General features: G+C 71.7%; 14 protein-coding genes. 7 read left to right on the plus strand and 7 right to left on the minus strand.

What is annotated here, in order from left to right:
* Nucleotides 1-6 precede the first annotated feature (6 nt).
* Both C9J87_RS06630 and C9J87_RS06635 read right to left on the minus strand, forming a co-directional pair.
* Nucleotides 7-681, minus strand: coding sequence for an SWIM zinc finger family protein (locus C9J87_RS06630; protein WP_036491761.1), 675 nt, complete (start codon nt 679-681; stop codon nt 7-9).
* Nucleotides 674-3,427: a DEAD/DEAH box helicase gene (locus C9J87_RS06635; protein ID WP_107705044.1), complete on the minus strand. Its 2,754-nt coding sequence runs from the start codon at nt 3,425-3,427 to the stop codon at nt 674-676. The genes C9J87_RS06630 and C9J87_RS06635 overlap by 8 nt, the downstream gene beginning before the upstream one ends.
* 134 nt (nt 3,428-3,561) lie before the next feature.
* On the opposite strand from C9J87_RS06635, the gene C9J87_RS06640 reads away from it, so the two are divergent.
* Together C9J87_RS06640 and C9J87_RS06645 are read left to right on the plus strand one after the other, a co-directional pair.
* Nucleotides 3,562-4,050 carry a glutathione peroxidase gene (locus C9J87_RS06640; RefSeq protein ID WP_010831151.1) on the plus strand — a complete coding sequence of 163 codons (489 nt, stop codon included), beginning with the start codon at nt 3,562-3,564 and terminating at the stop codon, nt 4,048-4,050.
* An 81-nt stretch (nt 4,051-4,131) separates the two neighbouring features.
* Complete coding sequence (locus C9J87_RS06645) at nt 4,132-5,721, plus strand: DHA2 family efflux MFS transporter permease subunit (protein ID WP_010831150.1); 1,590 nt, start codon at nt 4,132-4,134, stop codon at nt 5,719-5,721.
* A gap of 15 nt (nt 5,722-5,736) precedes the next feature.
* On the opposite strand, the gene C9J87_RS06650 is transcribed toward C9J87_RS06645, so the two are convergent.
* Nucleotides 5,737-7,848: a RecQ family ATP-dependent DNA helicase gene (locus tag C9J87_RS06650; RefSeq protein ID WP_010831149.1), complete on the minus strand. Its 2,112-nt coding sequence runs from the start codon at nt 7,846-7,848 to the stop codon at nt 5,737-5,739.
* A 182-nt stretch (nt 7,849-8,030) separates the two neighbouring features.
* On the opposite strand from C9J87_RS06650, the gene C9J87_RS19620 reads away from it, so the two are divergent.
* Nucleotides 8,031-8,195, plus strand: a complete 165-nt coding sequence (locus C9J87_RS19620; protein WP_156887112.1) for a hypothetical protein — start codon at nt 8,031-8,033, stop codon at nt 8,193-8,195.
* A 28-nt stretch (nt 8,196-8,223) separates the two neighbouring features.
* Here the strand turns inward: C9J87_RS19620 and C9J87_RS06655 are convergent, their stop codons facing one another.
* Together C9J87_RS06655 and C9J87_RS06660 are read right to left on the minus strand one after the other, a co-directional pair.
* Nucleotides 8,224-9,027, minus strand: a complete 804-nt coding sequence (locus C9J87_RS06655; RefSeq protein WP_157953131.1) for a LuxR C-terminal-related transcriptional regulator — start codon at nt 9,025-9,027, stop codon at nt 8,224-8,226.
* Nucleotides 9,024-9,845, minus strand: coding sequence for a helix-turn-helix domain-containing protein (locus C9J87_RS06660; RefSeq protein WP_157953132.1), 822 nt, complete (start codon nt 9,843-9,845; stop codon nt 9,024-9,026). The genes C9J87_RS06655 and C9J87_RS06660 overlap by 4 nt, the downstream gene beginning before the upstream one ends.
* A 207-nt stretch (nt 9,846-10,052) precedes the next feature.
* Between C9J87_RS06660 and C9J87_RS06665 the strand changes: the two genes are divergently transcribed.
* From C9J87_RS06665 to C9J87_RS06675, 3 genes are all read left to right on the plus strand, one after another.
* A complete protein-coding gene (locus tag C9J87_RS06665) occupies nt 10,053-10,361 on the plus strand; it encodes a lactococcin 972 family bacteriocin (RefSeq protein WP_010831146.1) in 309 nt (102 codons plus the stop codon).
* Between the two features lie 79 nt (nt 10,362-10,440).
* The gene (locus tag C9J87_RS06670) at nt 10,441-12,501 is read left to right on the plus strand and encodes a hypothetical protein (RefSeq protein ID WP_107705047.1); all 2,061 of its coding nucleotides are present in this window, start codon (nt 10,441-10,443) and stop codon (nt 12,499-12,501) included.
* Nucleotides 12,502-12,544: 43 nt separating this feature from the next.
* Nucleotides 12,545-13,222, plus strand: a complete 678-nt coding sequence (locus tag C9J87_RS06675) for an ATP-binding cassette domain-containing protein (RefSeq protein ID WP_107705048.1) — start codon at nt 12,545-12,547, stop codon at nt 13,220-13,222.
* Here the strand turns inward: C9J87_RS06675 and C9J87_RS06680 are convergent.
* Entirely contained in the window at nt 13,215-14,063 is an 849-nt protein-coding gene (locus C9J87_RS06680) for a M56 family metallopeptidase (protein ID WP_107705049.1), read from the minus strand. The two genes, C9J87_RS06675 and C9J87_RS06680, sit on opposite strands and share 8 nt — an antisense overlap.
* Nucleotides 14,064-14,072: 9 nt before the next feature.
* On the minus strand, nt 14,073-14,441 hold the full coding sequence (locus C9J87_RS06685) for a BlaI/MecI/CopY family transcriptional regulator (protein WP_010831143.1): 369 nt from the start codon (nt 14,439-14,441) through the stop codon (nt 14,073-14,075).
* 79 nt (nt 14,442-14,520) lie between these two features.
* Here C9J87_RS06685 and C9J87_RS06690 point away from each other — a divergent pair, with 79 nt between their 5' ends.
* On the plus strand, nt 14,521-15,960 hold the full coding sequence (locus tag C9J87_RS06690) for a cytochrome ubiquinol oxidase subunit I (protein ID WP_107705050.1): 1,440 nt from the start codon (nt 14,521-14,523) through the stop codon (nt 15,958-15,960).

A 15,960-nucleotide genomic window follows, 5' to 3' on the forward strand; every position in this document is an offset into this window, starting at 1 on the left:
ACCCGATCACTCGTCCGCGAGCAGACGGGCGAGGTCCCGCTCTGCGCGCAGGGCCGCCTCCTCCGCGATCGCCAGGTCGTCGATCTCGTCGTCGACGCCGTCAGCGCGCGGACGCGACTGGCTGAGCGCGTGCAGCCGGGCCAGCACCTCGTCGCGGGCGAGGCCTCGCAGCTGGAAGAGCACGAACGGGTCGCGCTGGACCAGCCACGCGAGCTGGGTGAGCACCGCCAGCGCGTGCGGACAGGGGTCCAGCCAGGTCTCGCAGGAGCAGGCAGAGCCCAGCTCGCCGCCGTACGGCAGCAGCTCGACCCCGGCCTCCTCCACCGACTCCACGAACTGGTGGGGCAGGTCGCCCGCCATCAGTGCCGCGATGCGCCCTGCCTCGGCGGCGATCAGCTCCACCAGCACCGACTGATCGTCGGCGGCCAGCACGGGCACGGTGCCGGTCACGGTGTAGGCGTCGTCCCCGTCGACGACCGCGGCGACGAACGCGCCCGCGGCGACGGTGATGGCGCCGACGTCGCCGGCCCGCGCGTGGGCGCGGCCGCGCTTCAGCTCCGCGGCGGAGAAGGCCGCCTCCTCGACCGCCCGGAGGAACGCCTTGCTCCACCAGGTGCTGGGCGCACCACCGCGCCGCGGCGGGAACCGGGGGTGGGTCACTCCGCCGACGAGCTCAGTCATCTTCGGCACCGGGCGTGCGTCGCAGGGTGACGAGGTCGCGCAGGTCGTCGTTGCTCAGCTCGGTCAGCGCGGTCTCACCGCGCGCAAGCACCGAGTCGGCCAGCGACCTCTTGCGGGCGAGCAGCTCGGCGATCTTCTCCTCGATGGTGCCCTCGGTGATGAAGCGGTGCACCTGCACGGGCTTGGTCTGGCCGATCCGGTAGGCCCGGTCGGTGGCCTGGTCCTCGACCGCGGGGTTCCACCACCGGTCGACGTGGATGACGTGGTCGGCGCGGGTCAGGTTGAGCCCGGTGCCGCCGGCCTTGAGCGAGAGCAGGAAGACCGGGGTCTCGCCCTCCTGGAAGCGCGCGACCATCCGTTCGCGCTCGGCGACGGGCGTGCCGCCGTGCAGGAACTGGTGGGTGACCCCGGCCTTGCTGAGGTGCTGCTCGAGGAGGCGGGCCATGGCGACGTACTGCGTGAAGAGGAGGACGGCGCCGTCCTCGGCGAGCACCGTGCCGATCAGCTCGTCGAGGAGGTCGAGCTTCTCCGAGCGGCCCGCGAGCTTGGGGTTGGTCTGCTTGAGGAAGTGGGCCGGGTGGTTGCAGATCTGCTTGAGGCCGGTGAGCAGCTTGAGCACCAGCCCGCGCCGGGTCTCCTCGTCGGCCTCCTCGATGCGGCGCATGCAGTCTCGGACGTAGGTCTCGTAGAGCACGACCTGCTCGCGGGTCAGGCCGAGCAGGTGGTCGGTCTCGGTCTTCGGCGGCAGCTCCGGCGCGATGCCGGGGTCGGACTTGCGCCGGCGCAGCAGGAAGGGCCCGATCAGGTCCGCGAACCGCCTGGTCACCGCCGGGTCGACGCCCGCCTCGATCGGCGCGGCCCACACCTTGCGGAACGCGTTGCGGCTGCCGAGCAGGCCGGGGATCGCCCAGTCGAGGATCGCCCAGAGCTCGGTGAGGTTGTTCTCGACCGGGGTGCCGGTCAGCGCGACCCGGGCCGCGCTCGGGATCGTGCGCAGCGCTCGCGACGTCGAGGACTGGGCGTTCTTGACGTGCTGCGCCTCGTCGGCGACCACCAGGTCCCACCCGACTCCGGCCAGCGCCTCGGCGTCACGGCGCATGGTGCCGTACGTCGTGAGCACGAAGCCGTGTTCCGCTGGTTGAGCAGCGAGCGAAGCGAGCGAGTCGGAACCAAGGCCTTCCAGCGATCGGGCGGATCCGTGGAAGCGGCGCACCGGCACGCCCGGCGCGAACTTGCGGATCTCCGCCTCCCAGTTGCCGAGGAGTGAGGCGGGACAGACCACGAGCGTCGGCCCATTGCCGCGGTGCAGGTGCAGCGCGATCACCTGGACCGTCTTCCCGAGCCCCATGTCGTCGGCCAGGCAGGCACCGAGGCCGAGGTCGGTGAGCTCGGCCATCCACGTGAGCCCCTGGCGCTGGTAGTCGCGCAGGGTGGCGGCGAGTCCGGGGGGTACGGCGACGGGCTCGCCCTTGCCAGCGGCCTGCAACCGGTCGCGGACCTTGAGCAGGGAGGCGCCCACGATCGCCTCGTGCTCGACCTCCTCGACCGAGACGACGTTGGTCAGCGTCGCGGCCAGCGCGGCGGCGGGCTGGACGGTGCGGATCATCCGGCGCTTGGCCCGCTTGAGCATCGCGGGGTCGACGACGGTCCAGTTGTCGCGGATCTTGATGATCGGCGTCGCGGCGCCCGCGAGCTGGTCCATCTCCTCCTCGCTCAGCGCGTCACCGTGCAGCGCGAGCTGCCACTGGAAGCCGAAGAGCGCCTCCGGCCCGAACAACCCGGTCTGCAGCGCCTCCTCGCGCTGCGGCCCCTTCCGGGCCTCGGTGAGCTCGACCTTCGCGGTGACGTCGCGGTCGAGGTGGCGCGGCCAGAGCACGTCGACCCCGGCCTCCTTGAGGGCGGTGACGCCGGAGTCGAGCAGGCTGACGAGCTCGTCGGTGTCGAGGGTCAGCTCGTCGGGCACCCGCAGCTCGAGGAAGCGCTCCAGCACCGGCCACGCGTCGGCGGCGGCGCGCAGCGCGATGCTGGCGTGGGTGCGGGCCCGGTCGCCGAAGCCGTGGCTCGCGTCGAGACCCGACTCGGTCCACAGCACGGCGGCGTCGCACACGTGGGCCGCGTTGTCGGAGGCGTGGACCTGGAGGACGATGCGGACGGAGCCGGCGACGAGCTCGTCCTCGTCGGCCTCGATCCGCAGGGCGATGGAGACGAGCTGGGGACGGTCGTCGCTCGAGCGGGCGCGGGCGCGCGCGACGCGCTCCTGCAGCCGGCGGGTGAAGTCGGGGTCGACCCGAGGGGCGCGCGGACCCGCCTGTCCCCCGGCGACCGGCGGGCGGCGGGTCGCGATCGGAGCCGCGCGTGGCATCGCGTCCGCCACGGCGTCGAGCACCGCGCGCACGATCCCCTCGGCCGTCGCCGCGTCGAGCCCGTCATGGGACCGCGCCGCCGCGAGCTGGGTGATCCGGTCCTCGTCGGCGCGCTCGAGCGCCGCGACCTGCCACGAGAGCCCGCTCGGGTCGGGGCCGAACTTGCCGGCGGCGACCAGCCGCATGCCGAGCAGGGCCGCGCCGCTCAGCAGCGCGACGCTCGGGTGCAGGTCGTCACGGTTGTGGGCCTTGGTGAGCACCGGCAGCGCGCCCCGGATCGGCAACGCCACGGTGCGCCGCTCGTCGGAGAACTCCACCAGCCCGTCCCGGGGCGGTTCGGCCGCACGGAAGGTGGCGGGTCCGGTCACGGGCACGAAGCTCATGCACTACCTCCACCCCTCACCGACCGCGCCCGCCGGGCTTGCGCGGGCACGAAGGAGGCTAACGGGCGAGACCGACAACGAGTTCCCTCGAGTGGAACTTCAGGTGCGCCCTCCGTCCGGCTAGCCTCGCCTCCATGAGCATCCTCGACGCCCCCCTCGCCCGCCTCGACGGCACCCCCGGCACCCTCCGCGACCTCACCGGCGGCCAGCCGGCGCTGCTGGTCAACGTCGCCAGCAAGTGCGGCCTGACGCCGCAGTACTCCACCCTCGAGCAGCTGCAGGCGACGTACGCCGATCGCGGCTTCACCGTCGTCGGCCTGCCGTGCAACCAGTTCGGCGGTCAGGAGCCGGGCAGCAGCGAGGAGATCGCGGAGTTCTGCTCGTCGACCTACGGCGTGAGCTTCCCGATGTCGGAGAAGGTCGAGGTCAACGGCGAGGGCCGCCACGAGATCTACTCGCAGCTCGTCGAGACGCCCAACGAGAAGGGCGAGAGCGGCGACGTGCAGTGGAATTTCGAGAAGTTCCTGGTCGACGCCGACGGTGTCGTGGTGGCGCGCTTCAACCCCGGCGTCGAGCCCGACGACGCGCTGGTCACCGGCGGGATCGAGTCGCTGCTCGGCTGATCAGGCCGGCGCCGCGGGCGTGACCAAGCGCACCGCGATAATGATTGGATAGTTGCCAACGTCAATCAATAACCTTGCCGGGTGACTACCGACATCCAGAGCCAGCCCGGCCAGACCGGCCCCGCTGAGAACAGTGACAAGCTCGACAAGAGCGTCCTGATGGTTGCGGGCGTCGTCGTCCTCGGCGCCATCATGTCCATCCTCGACATCACCGTCGTCTCCGTCGCGCTGAACACCTTCCAGGAGGAGTTCGACGCCACCGCGGCCGCGGTCGCGTGGACGATGACGGGCTACACCCTGGCCCTCGCGAGCGTCATCCCGCTCACGGGCTGGGCTGCCGACCGCTTCGGCACCAAGCGGCTCTACCTCCTCGCCGTCCTCCTCTTCACCGCCGGCTCGGTGCTCTGCGCAACCGCGACGTCGCTGGAGATGCTGGTGCTCTACCGCGTCCTCCAGGGCCTCGGTGGCGGCATGCTGATGCCGCTCGGCATGACGATCCTGACCCGCGCCGCCGGCCCGGAGCGCATCGGTCGCGTCATGGCCGTGCTCGGCATCCCGATGCTGCTCGGCCCGATCTTCGGCCCGATCATGGGCGGCGCCCTGATCGACTCCGTGTCGTGGCACTGGATCTTCCTGATCAACCTGCCGATCGGCATCGGCGCGATGGTCTATGCCTGGATCGTGCTGCCGAAGGACGACGTCGAGCCGTCGGAGACCTTCGACTGGCTCGGCATGCTGCTGCTCTCCCCGGGTCTGGCCGCGTTCTTGTACGGCGTCAGCTCGATCCCCGAGCACGGCACCGCGATGGCCCGCGAGGTCATGGTCCCGATGGTGCTCGGCATCGTGCTGATCGTCGCCTTCGTGCCGTGGGCCCTGGCCAGGCGCAACCTGCACCCGCTCGTCGAGCTGCGCCTGTTCAAGAACAAGGACATGACCGTGGCCGTGCTCGCGATGATGCTGTTCGCGATCGCATTCTTCGGCGCCTCGCTGCTCTTCCCGCTCTACTTCATCCAGGTCCGTGGCGAGGACGCCCTCGGCGCCGGCCTGCTCCTGGCCCCGCAGGGCATCGGCGCGATGATCACCATGCCGATCGCCGGGATCCTGGCCGACAAGATCGGCCCCGGCAAGATCGTGCTCGTCGGCATCACCGTCATCACGGTCGGGATGGCGATGTTCACGCAGATCGGCGCGGACACGTCCTACCCCTACATGCTCGCCGCGCTGTTCATCATGGGCCTGGGCATGGGCGGCACGATGATGCCGATCATGACCGCCGCCCTCGCGACGCTCACCGCGCACAACGTGGCCCGCGGCTCGACCCTGCTCAACATCACCCAGCAGGTCGCCGCGTCGATCGGCACCGCGCTCTTCTCGGTGATCCTCACCAACGAGCTGGTCAAGAGCGACGCCGTCGCGCAGGCGGGTGCGGTCAACGCCGCCGCCGAGGGCAGCGACGATCCCAACGTCATCGCCCAGGCCGCGCAGTCGCTCGGCATCGACCCCGCCTCGCTGCAGGCGCTGTTCGCCCGGGCCACCGAGGACATGGCGTCGTCGTTCGCAACGGTCTTCATCGTCGCGACCTTCCTCGTCGCCTGCTGCCTGGTGCCGGCGGCGTTCCTGCCCCGCAAGAAGGTCGCGCCCGTCGACCCGGCCGCGATGATCGGTCACTGACCGGGCGGCGGTGGGTCAGGTCTGGGTGCCGAGCGTGAGGGGCAGTACGGCGGTCGCGCCGGCTGCTCGCAGGGCGGCGCCCGCGACCGTCAACGTCCAGCCGCTGACGACGAGGTCGTCGACGAGCAGCACCGGACCGGCGGGCACGTCGGCGAGCAGGTCGTAGCGGCGCTTCACGGCCGCGACCCGCTGGGCCGAGTTGGCGGCACCCTGGCCGGGGACGACGGTCTCGTCGACGATCGCGAACCGGCCGACGATCGGGATCTGCATGACCCGCGACAACCCGGTCGCGAGGTCGCCGACGAGCTGGGGCCGGGTCGCGGACTCGATGCCGACGATGGCCACCGGTCGCTCGGCCCAGCCGGCGGACCAGTCCTTCATCACGGTCAGCAGCGCCGCGGCGAGCGACGGCGGCACCGGGCCGTCCTCGGCGCCCGCCCGGAAGAGCGCACGCAGGGCCTGGCCGTGGCCGAGGTCGGTGAGCCGGGCGATGGCCCGCCCCTCCGCGGGACCGTCGGCGATCTTGCCCTTGAGCTCGAGCCCGAGGTTGGCCAGCGCCGTCGGCCACAGCTTGCGCGGCTCGATCGCGACGCCGGGGCGCGAGAGAGCCTCGCCCGCCTCCGCGACGGCCGCGTCGGACACCACGCTGGACAGGGTGAGCCCGCCGCAGTTGTCACAGCGACCGCAGTCGGCGGCCTCCGGGTCGTCGAGCTGCGAGCGCAGGAACCGCATCCGGCACTCGGTCGTGTCGAGGTAGGTCAGCATCGCGTCCTGCTCACGCTGCCGAGCCTCGGCGACGCGGGCGTAGCGCTCGGCGTCGTAGGACCACTCCTGGCCGGTGGCGATCCACCCGCCCTGGACGCGGCGTACGGCGCCGTCCACGTCGAGCACCTTGAGCAGCGTCTCGAGCCTGTTGCGGCTGAGCTCGACGTACGTCTCCAGCGCGACCGTGCTCATGGCACCCGGGGCATCGGCCAGCACGGACAGCGTCTGGCGCACGAGCTGCTCGGGCGGGAAGGCCAGCGAGGCGAAGTAGGCCCAGATGTCGCGGTCCTCGATCTGGGGCAGCAGCACGACCGTCGCGTCGTCGGTGCCGCGGCCGGCGCGGCCGACCTGCTGGTAGTACGCAACCGGCGACTGCGGGGCACCGAGGTTGATGACGAACCCCAGGGCGGCGTCGAAGCCCATGCCGAGCGCGGAGGTCGCGACGAGCGCCTTGACCCGGCCCTCGACCAGCGCGGTCTCGAGCGCCTGCCGCTCGGTGGTGTCGGTCTGGCCGGAGTAGGCGGCCACCTCGTGACCCCGGTCGCGCAGGTAGGCCGCGACCTCCTGGGTGGCGGCGACGGTGAGGCAGTAGATGATCCCGGAGCCGGGCTGCTCGGAGAGGTGGTCGGCCAGCCAGGCCAGCCGCTGCTCGGCGGTCTTGAGCCGGACCACGCCGAGCCGCAGGGACTCACGGTCGAGCGAGCCGCGGAGCACGAGGACGTCGCGGCCGAGCTGCTCGGCGACGTCGGCGGTCACCCGCTCGTTGGCGGTCGCGGTCGTCGCCAGCACCGGGATGCCCTCGGGCAGGGTGTCGAGGAGGGTGCGGATCCGGCGGTAGTCGGGGCGGAAGTCGTGGCCCCAGTCGGAGATGCAGTGGGCCTCGTCGACGACGAGCAGGCCGCAGGTCGCCGCCAGCCGCGGCATCACCTCGTCGCGGAAGCCGGGGTTGTTGAGGCGCTCGGGAGACACGAGGAGCACGTCGACCTCGCCGGCGTTGATCGCGTCGTTGATCGGCTGCCACTGCTCGATGTTGGTGGAGTTGATCGTCACCGCCCGGATGCCGGCGCGCTCGGCGGCGGCGATCTGGTTGCGCATCAGCGCGAGCAGCGGGGAGACGATCACGGTCGGCCCGGCACCGCGCGAGCGCAGCAGGAGGGTCGCCACGAAGTAGACCGCCGACTTGCCCCAGCCGGTGCGCTGGACGACGAGGGAGCGGCGGGCGTCGACGGCCAGCGCCTCGATCGCCGACCACTGGTCGTCGCGGAGCACGGCGTCGTCGCGCCCGACCAGCGCTCGCAGGTGGGCCTCCGCCTCGAGGCGCACCTCGTCGCGGGAGGTCGTGGCTGCTGCAGTCGCGGTCATGGGGCCCTGTCTACCAGCCGCCACGGACACCCTCGTCGTTCGTCGGACCGCGACCACGCAGTGGCACCTTTGCGCCAGCGCGATGGGGCCAGATCGAAACCCTGTTCGCTCGCGGTCCGCGCCGACAGGGTTGCGGTGTGGGCCGCCACCGGGCGGCCCCGCCGATGGGGGAGGACCCAGCCATGACTCGCTCCGCACGCTCGTTCGCCGCACTTCTCGCCACCGCCATGCTCGTCGGCGCCGGGGCCGGGGCGCTCGCCCTCGACGCCCCGGACGACGCGACCCGGGACGGCCTCGTCCAGGTCGCCGGCAGCGCCGATGGCTCGGACGCCTTCGACTGGGAGTGATCCGCGACGCTCCGGGAGGGCTGCGCGGCTAGTCGAGCCAGCCCTTCCGGACCGCGTTGACCCCGGTCTGGAACCGGCTCTGGGAGTCCAGCCGTTCCGAGAGAGCGGCCACCATGCGGCGTACGGTCCGCAGCGACACCCCGAGCGCCGTCGCGACCTCCTGGTCCTGGGCACCGTCGGCCAGCATGGTGACGACAAGCCGCTCCTGGTCGGTCAGGTCGGCGGTCTGCTGCACGCGTCCGAAGGGCAGCGCGCCCTGCCAGTAGGTGTCGAACAGGGCCCGCAGCCCGGTGAGGACAGCGGGCGTGCGCACCACGAGCGCTCCCAGCGAGGTCTGGTCGGCCTTGATGGGCAGCAGTGCCACCTCGCCGTCCAGCAGCAGCATCCGCAACGGCAGGCTCGGCGTCGTGCGGTATTCCGCACCGAGGTCCGAGAGGTGCCGGACGTGTCGCCGCGTCGCGGCCGAGCGCGTCGCGCTCGTGAGGTAGAGGTTGCGCAGGCGTACGCCGCGGGCCAGTGCTGCCTCGTCGAGCGGCAGCCCGGCACGCATGGCCGCCTCGCTCTGGCCACCACCGGGCGACATCGCGAGTGCCTCCGTCGTCGTGCGCTCCTGCTGGTCGCTCAGCCAGCGCCGTACCTCCTCGACGCCGTGCAGGGTCTCCACCGTCGGCGCCTGCCCGGAGCCGGTGACGATGCGCTCCATCAGCCGGGCCAGCTCGAGCTCGCGCTCCTCGGCCGCGGTGGCGAGGGCGAAGATCTGGCCCTGCTGGTCCTCGATGAGGGCCATGAGGCGCCTCGAGAACTCGAGTCCCCCGGATGACGGCGTGCTCACACGAGACCCTGTCGGGCGGCGCGGACCCCGAGCTGGAATCGGGTCTCGGCGCCGAGGTCGCCGCGCATCGCCGCGAGCAGGCGCACCAGCTTGCGGACCGAGATGCCCATGGCCCGAGCGATCGCCTCGTCCGTCGCGCCGGTGGCGAGCAGGGCGGCCAGCCGCTGGTGCTCGAGCAGGCTGTCCCCCTCGTGCAGGCGCAGCCTCTGGCCCGGTGTGTCCAGGGTCGCGGCCTGCTGCCAGACGGCGTCGAAGAGCCCGCTCAGGGCGACCGCGGCGGAGTCGTGGCGCAGCAGGACCGCTCCGCCGTCACCGCCCTCCGAGAGCAGGGCGGTGTGACGGTCCGCGATCATCATGCTGACCGGCAGCTCGTCCACGCTGCGCCACTCGACCCCGTGGCCCAGGACCTGGACGGCCTGCTCGACCTCGTGCGTGAGGTCGAGCCGCGACACGACGACGCGCACGCGCGCACCGCGGACGATCGCCGCGCTGAAGGGGGCGGGGTTGGCCTCGGGCGACAGGACGATCGGGCGCCAGTCCTTCGCGAGGAAGACCAGCAGCTCCTCGCGACACTGCCAGGCGAGCAGCTCGTGCCGCGACTGCAGGGACTCCGCCGGCACCTGCACCTCGGTGTCGTCGTCCTCCGGCTGGGCCATCGCCGCGAGCAGGTCGGTGAGGTCGCGCGCCGAGCGCTCCAGCGCGGCGGTCCGTTCCTGGACCTCCCAGACCGCCCGCTGGGCGATCAGCGCCAGGTCGGCGTCGGGCACGTCCCGGCCGGCGTCACCGAGACGTCGTGCGGGATCGGCTGATGGGTCCACGTCGACGTCCCCTCCGAGTGGCGTCAGGCGGTGTGCGCGCTCAACCTACGACACCGCTGCGCCCGGTCGCGTGCGGATGTCCTCTTTGCGCATGCGGAGGGGTGCCACCGGAATCGATGGACGCGCCCCGACCGCGCGATCCAAGGTCGTTCCACGAGATCGACACACCCAGGTCTCGCAGAGATCCCACCCCACAAGGAGAAGCTCATGAACATTCGCAAGGCCGCAGTCTCCGTCGCCACCGGCGCCCTGCTGTCCGTCGGCGTCGCCGCGCCCGCCATGGCCGCCTTCACCACCGACTACGTGAGCGGAGGCACGTGGTACCACGGCACCGGCGGCGGCAAGGTGAAGTCGAACTACTACCACGGTGGTCGCTACCACAAGAGCTCCGTGCGCTACGGCTGGGGCGACGGCACCCTCGTCTCGTCGGGCTGCAAGGCGCCGGGCTACTGGTCGTACGCTTCGCACGACGACACCATGTGGGTCGACGAGACCTACTACAACTTCTGCGACTGACGGCCTCGAGCGGCGCCCCGGACACCCGGGGCGCCGCTCGTCCCACCTGATCACCCTCACAGCCGACGGCGGACACCACATGCTGAACAAGACCTCACGACTCGCCCTGATCATCGTCATCCTGGCCTCCGGCCTCGCCTCCTTCATCAGCCTGCGCGGCTTCGAGGACTTCGCCATCGGGGTCGACTGGGACGGCGTCGTGCACGTGAGCGGGTCGCTCCCGGCACTCTCGGACGAGGAGTTCGCCGACGAGGTCGCCGACATCGCTGCGGACGAGGGGGTCACCCTGACCCACTACGTGCCCGACCGCGACAACCCCACTGCCGGCGGGACCTACTTCCAGACCACCGCCCTGGACCACCACGAGCGCTGGCTCGAGACCGGCAGCTACCCCGCCTTCGCGCGAGGGCTCGACATGGACGTCAGGCCCATGGCGGAGATCGGCGACAACTACCGCCGCGGCTACTACTTCATCTCCGGCGACAGCGCCGCGATGTACGACGTCGCCAGCCGCTTCGACGACCTCGGCATGGAGGGCGACGCGCTCCCGATCGAGATGTGGCGCAAGGTGCTGGAGACGACAGCGGACGCGCCCACCGACAGCCTGCTGCGGCTCGCGTTCTTCCTGATCATCGCCCTGACGCTCGCCGGCGCACTCCTCGCCGCCCGGCCCAGCGCCGTACGCGAGCTGCACGGCCGGTCCTTCGGCGAGAGCATCCTCTCCGACTTCGCCGCCGCAGGCCGCTCCCTCGTCGTCCTGGGTGCCGTCTACCTGCTCGCCGTCGCGGGCTTCCTCGGTTGGTACAACCAGCTGCACTGGTTCGGGACGTTCCTGCTGGTCCAGCTGGGGTTCGCCGCGGTCTTCCTCGCCTGCTTCGCCTTCTTCCACGCCGCGGCCGTCGCGGTGGTCCGGCGGATGGACATCCTCAGCCGGATCAAGGGCGAGATGCGCTCCCGCTTCGTCCACCTCTTGATGTACGGCGCCCGCCTGGCCGCCATCCCGATCGCGATCGGCGCCATCGCCCTGGTGGTGCACGAGGAGGGCCTCGTCGCGGCCAAGGTCAGCGACCAGGGCGTCTGGGCCAGCACCCGCGGCAACGTGCAGCTCGGTCTCGCCAGCCACCCCACCGAGGGCAAGCAACGTGCCGCCGAGACCGCCCTGGGCGGCTGGGTGGAGCAGCAGGAGCGCGCGGGCGAGGTCGTCTTCGTCGACCGGCTGCCGATCCAGGCGTTCGACCCCGAGGGCAGCGCCGGGGTCGACCCCACCCGCGAGGCGCTGACCGTCAACAGCACCTATCTCCTCGAGCGTCCCGTCCTCGACACCTCCGGGCGAGCCGTGGTGTCCCGCGGCAACGAGGTCCTGCTCCTGGTCCCGGCAGGCCTGGCCGGCGACACCGACACCCTGGTCGACCTCACCCGGCGCCAGGTCGAGTCGGAGCTCTACCTGCGCGAGCTCAGCAACGGCGAGACCGCCGAGGTGCCGACCGTGCGCCTGGTGCGCACCGAGCCCGGCCAGCGCCTGTTCACCTACCTCAACCAGGTCTCCGACGACCAGGACCCGTTCGTCACCGACCCGCTGGTCGTCGTGCTGCCGGCCTCGGCGCCGGTCTTCGCGCCGACCCAGTGGTCCGCCTACCTCAGCACCGGCAAGGTGATCTTCAAGGACAAGGCCCGCACCGAGGCCGCCCTCGAGCGCGACGAGCTGCTGCCCTACGTCGCCGACGTCAGCGAGATCGAGGTCACCAACGCGCTGCAGGCGCGCGAGATCGGCCTGCGGGCGAACATCTACCGGCTCAACCTGCTGGCCGTGCTCGCCGCGCTCGTCGCCACCGCGATCGGCTTCACGGTGGTGCACACCCGCCGCCACGCCTCCGCCATCTTCGCCCAGCACATCCACGGCTGGTCGTTCCTCCGCCGGCACTGGCGGCTGCTCGCGATCGACTCGGTCCTGTTGACGGCCGTGGCCCTGCGCTGGGTCGCCCAGACGCGCAGCGCGGGCTACGACCCGATGCAGCCCGAGGTCGCCCCAGAGCCCGCGGCCTGGATCCCCTGGCCCGCGATCGGCACGTCGGCGCTGCTGCTGTGGGTCGCCCTCGCGGTCCTCGGCATGCACCTGATCCGCCGCCGCGCCGCCGACTGACGCACCCGCCATCCCCCATACCCACGAACCCCAGGAGACCGCCATGATCGAAGTCGCCGCCGCCAGCAAGTCCTTCGGGGACCGTCACCTCTGGTCCGACGTCAACCTCACCATCGAGAGCGGCGAGATGGTCGCCCTCGTCGGGCCCAGCGGGTCGGGCAAGTCGACCCTGCTCAACTGCCTCGGACTCCTGGAACCGCTCGACGGCGGCCGGATCATGGTCGGCGGCAAGGACATCACCCGGCTGTCCCCGGGCAGGGCGCGGCGCTTCCGCCGCGACACGCTCGGCTACCTCTTCCAGAACTATGCGCTGATCGAGAGCGCCTCGGTCCGCCAGAACCTCGACGTCGTGATCGGTGTCGGCGACCGGTTCAGGCGCGCCGCCGTGCGCGAGCGGCAGGAGCGGGCCCTCGAGGCCGTCGGCATGGCCGGCCGTAGCGCCACCAAGGTCTTCACGCTCAGCGGCGGCGAGCAGCAGCGCGTCGCGCTGGCCCGGCTGCTCGTCAAGCAGCCGGCGATCATCCTCGCCGACGAGCCCACGGGCGCCCTCGACGACGACAACGCCGCGATGGTCATGCAGGCGCTCCGCAGCTTTGCCGAGCAGGGATCGGCCGTCGTCGTCGCCACCCACAGCGACTTCGTCAAGTCCCGCTCCGACCGCGTCATCGACGTCCGCACCCTGGGCCCGCAGGCCAAGGTGAGCGAGCCCGCCCTCAGGTGAGCCCCGCGAGCCAGGGGGCGACGACGAAGGCGGTGGGCAGCACGACGAGACCCACCGCGACGAGCGAGACGAGCACGGCCTGGACCGGTCGGGGCGAGGCGCCCAGCAGGTCGATCCGGTCGGCCAGCTCGGAGGCCGAGCCGGTCGCGGCGAGCCCGGCCGAGGGCGACGGCGCGCCGGCCAGGCCGACGAGCGCCCGCGCCAGCGGCTGGGCGCCGGCGTCGCGGGCGGCGACGCGATCGGCGAGCACCTCGACCAGCATCCGCACCTCCCGCAGCGCCGAGGCCGACGACACCCAGCGCGGGAAGGCGCGGTGCAGGACCGAGAACGCCTCGAGCACCAGGTCGTGGCGCGCCCGCAGGTGGGCGCGCTCGTGGGCGAGCACCGCGTCGAGCTCGTCGGGCGCGAGCCGGTCGAGCGCACCCTGCGAGACCACCACGCGTGAGGTGCGCAGCGACGGCACGCAGTAGGCCAGCGGCTGCTCCGTCTCGAGCACGGCCAGGCGACCACGCCGCCGCGTCACGAGGTCCAGCTGCTCGCGGTGGTGCCGGCGAAGGGAGCGCAGCGACGTACCGACCCGATGGCCCGCGATGGCGAGGCGCACCGCGACCACCGCCGTGACCACCAGCGCGAGCGCGGACGGCGTGCTCCAGCCGTGGGTGGTCGCGAGCGACAGGCCCGCGCCGAGCGCGGAGAGCACCGCCGCGAGCGCGACGCCCTGCCACAGCAGCATCGTCGAGAGGGGGGTACGGCGCAGCCAGCCCGCCCGCGCGAGCACGGCCGGCACCGGGCCGGCCAGGACGACGCCGAGCAGCGCCAGCACCCACGGGGTCGACTGCATGGGAGTCGCTCAGGCGCCTTCGAGCCGGGCGAGCGCCGCGCGCAACGCAGCGACGTCGTCGGGCGACGCGTCCTCGACGAAGGCGACCAGCGCGGACTGCCGGTCATGGGTGCTGAAGTCGTCGAGGGTGTCGTTCAACAGCTCGGCGACCATCTCGCTGCGGCTCGCACGCGGGCGGTAGAGGTAGGCCCGCCCGTCCTTGCGCTGGACGATGTGCTGCTTGCGGGCCAGCCGCTCCATCACCGTCATCACCGTCGTGTAGGCCACGTCGCGCGCCGGCGTCAGCGCGGCGTGCACCTCGCGGACGGTCAGCCACGACTCGGGGTCGGCCTCCCAGAGGACGTCGAGGACGGCGCGTTCGAGATCTCCGTAGGCCACGCCCCGAGTGTACCTACGACGCGTCACGTACTACAGTCTGTAGTACCTACTACACATCGTCGTAGAAAACGGGTGCCCCATGGACGTCCTCGACATCGCGCGGATCCAGTTCGGCGTGATCACGGTCTACCACTTCCTCTTCGTGCCGCTCACGATCGGCGGCACGGCCCTGGTCGCGCTCCTCGAGACGTTGTGGCTGCGCACCGGCAACCGCGACTACCTGCGACTGACGAAGTTCTTCGCCAAGCTGCTGCTGATCAACTTCGCGATCGGGGTGGTGACCGGGATCGTGCAGGAGTTCCAGTTCGGGATGAACTGGTCGGACTACTCGCGCTTCGTCGGCGACGTCTTCGGCGCCCCGCTCGCGATCGAGGGGCTGCTCGCCTTCTTCCTCGAGTCGACGTTCCTCGGGCTGTGGATCTTCGGGTGGGACAAGCTGCCGCGCGGGCTGCACAACGCCTGCATGTGGATCGTGCACCTCGGCACCCTCGCGTCGAGCTACTTCATCCTCGCCGCCAACTCGTGGATGCAGAACCCCGTCGGCTACCGCTTCAACCCCGAGTCGGGTCGTGCCGAGCTGGTCGACTTCGCCGCGGTGATGTTCAACGAGGTGCAGCTCGTGACCTTCCCGCACGTGATCGCGGCGGCCTACATGACCGCAGGCGCGGCCATGGCAGGCGTCAGTGCCTGGTTGTTCGTACGGCGCAGCGCGGACCGCGAGCTCTACCGCCGTACGATCCGGCTCGGCGCCGCGATCGCGTTGCTGGCCGGCCTCGGCGTGGCCGTGAGCGGCGACGTCCAGGGCAAGATCATGACCGACGTCCAGCCGATGAAGATGGCCGCCGCCGAGGGCCTCTACGAGACCGCCGAGACCTGCGCGCCGTTCTCCGTCTTCACCGTCGGCACGCCCGACGGCAAGCGCGAGAAGTTCGCCGTCACCGTGCCGTGCCTGCTGTCCTTCCTCGGCACCGGCAGCTTCGACGGCAAGGTGCAGGGGATCAACGACCTGCGGGAGGAGTACCGGGAGACCTACGGCCAGGACCCGGGCGCGACCTACTACACACCCGGCGACTACACGCCGGTCATCCCCATCACCTACTGGACCTTCCGGTTCATGATCGGCCTCGGACTGGTCGCGGCTGCGGGCTCGGCGCTGCTGCTCTGGCTGACCCGACGTGGTCGCACCCCCAGCGCCCGCTGGCTCGGCACGCTCGGGATCGGACTGCCGCTGGCGCTGCTGGGCGCCAGCTCGTTCGGGTGGATCTTCACCGAGATGGGTCGCCAGCCGTGGGCGGTCTTCGGGCTGATGACCACCGAGCAGGCCGTCTCCCCCGGCGTCTCGGTCGCCGAGGCGGCGACCTCGCTGGTCGTGCTGACGCTCGTCTATGCGGTGCTCGCCGTGATCGAGGTGCGCCTGCTCGCGACCACGATCCAGCACGGCGCCGACCCCTTCGTCGAGCCCCCGGACCCCGCCCTCGGCGACCGGGCCGACGACGCCCCGCTCGCCTTCGCCTACTAG

The sequence above is a fragment of the Nocardioides allogilvus genome (assembly GCF_003047285.1).
Classification (GTDB): domain Bacteria; phylum Actinomycetota; class Actinomycetes; order Propionibacteriales; family Nocardioidaceae; genus Nocardioides; species Nocardioides allogilvus.